We start from the raw sequence: 1140 nt of genomic DNA, 5'->3' as shown, positions 1-1140 counted from the left end.
AGTGGGAGTTAATCCCGTGGAGGTTCAAGTCCTCTCGGCCGCACCAAATCATATATTTAATACTACACGCGGGTGTAGTTTAATGGCAAAACCTCAGCCTTCCAAGCTGATGTTGTGGGTTCGATTCCCATCACCCGCTCCATTTAATATTTATGAACATTGAAAACTGAATGACAATATGTCAACGTTAATTCCAATAAACGTAACGAAACGTTACAAACTATTTAGTATTTATGAGCTAATCAAACATCATAATTTTTTATGGAGAGTTTGATCCTGGCTCAGGATGAACGCTGGCGGCGTGCCTAATACATGCAAGTCGAGCGAACAGACGAGGAGCTTGCTCCTCTGACGTTAGCGGCGGACGGGTGAGTAACACGTGGATAACCTACCTATAAGACTGGGATAACTTCGGGAAACCGGAGCTAATACCGGATAACATGTTGAACCGCATGGTTCAACAGTGAAAGACGGTCTTGCTGTCACTTATAGATGGATCCGCGCCGCATTAGCTAGTTGGTAAGGTAACGGCTTACCAAGGCAACGATGCGTAGCCGACCTGAGAGGGTGATCGGCCACACTGGAACTGAGACACGGTCCAGACTCCTACGGGAGGCAGCAGTAGGGAATCTTCCGCAATGGGCGAAAGCCTGACGGAGCAACGCCGCGTGAGTGAAGAAGGTCTTCGGATCGTAAAACTCTGTTATTAGGGAAGAACAAATGTGTAAGTAACTATGCACGTCTTGACGGTACCTAATCAGAAAGCCACGGCTAACTACGTGCCAGCAGCCGCGGTAATACGTAGGTGGCAAGCGTTATCCGGAATTATTGGGCGTAAAGCGCGCGTAGGCGGTTTTTTAAGTCTGATGTGAAAGCCCACGGCTCAACCGTGGAGGGTCATTGGAAACTGGAAAACTTGAGTGCAGAAGAGGAAAGTGGAATTCCATGTGTAGCGGTGAAATGCGCAGAGATATGGAGGAACACCAGTGGCGAAGGCGACTTTCTGGTCTGTAACTGACGCTGATGTGCGAAAGCGTGGGGATCAAACAGGATTAGATACCCTGGTAGTCCACGCCGTAAACGATGAGTGCTAAGTGTTAGGGGGTTTCCGCCCCTTAGTGCTGCAGCTAACGCATTAAG

1 tRNA gene and 1 rRNA gene are annotated in these 1140 nt (G+C 48.6%); both read left to right on the top strand.

From position 1 onward, the window contains the following. Nucleotides 1-68 precede the first annotated feature (68 nt). Nucleotides 69-142, top strand: a tRNA-Gly gene (locus ACFVU3_RS40170). Between the two features lie 116 nt (nt 143-258). Beyond that, a 16S ribosomal RNA gene (locus ACFVU3_RS40165) occupies nt 259-1140 on the top strand; the annotation flags it as partial.

The organism is Streptomyces sp. NPDC058052 (genome assembly GCF_042885515.1).
Taxonomy (GTDB): Bacteria; Actinomycetota; Actinomycetes; order Streptomycetales; family Streptomycetaceae; genus Streptomyces.
Note: the sequence above shows the minus strand (reverse complement) of the source record. Positions and strands in the feature narration are given on the sequence as shown.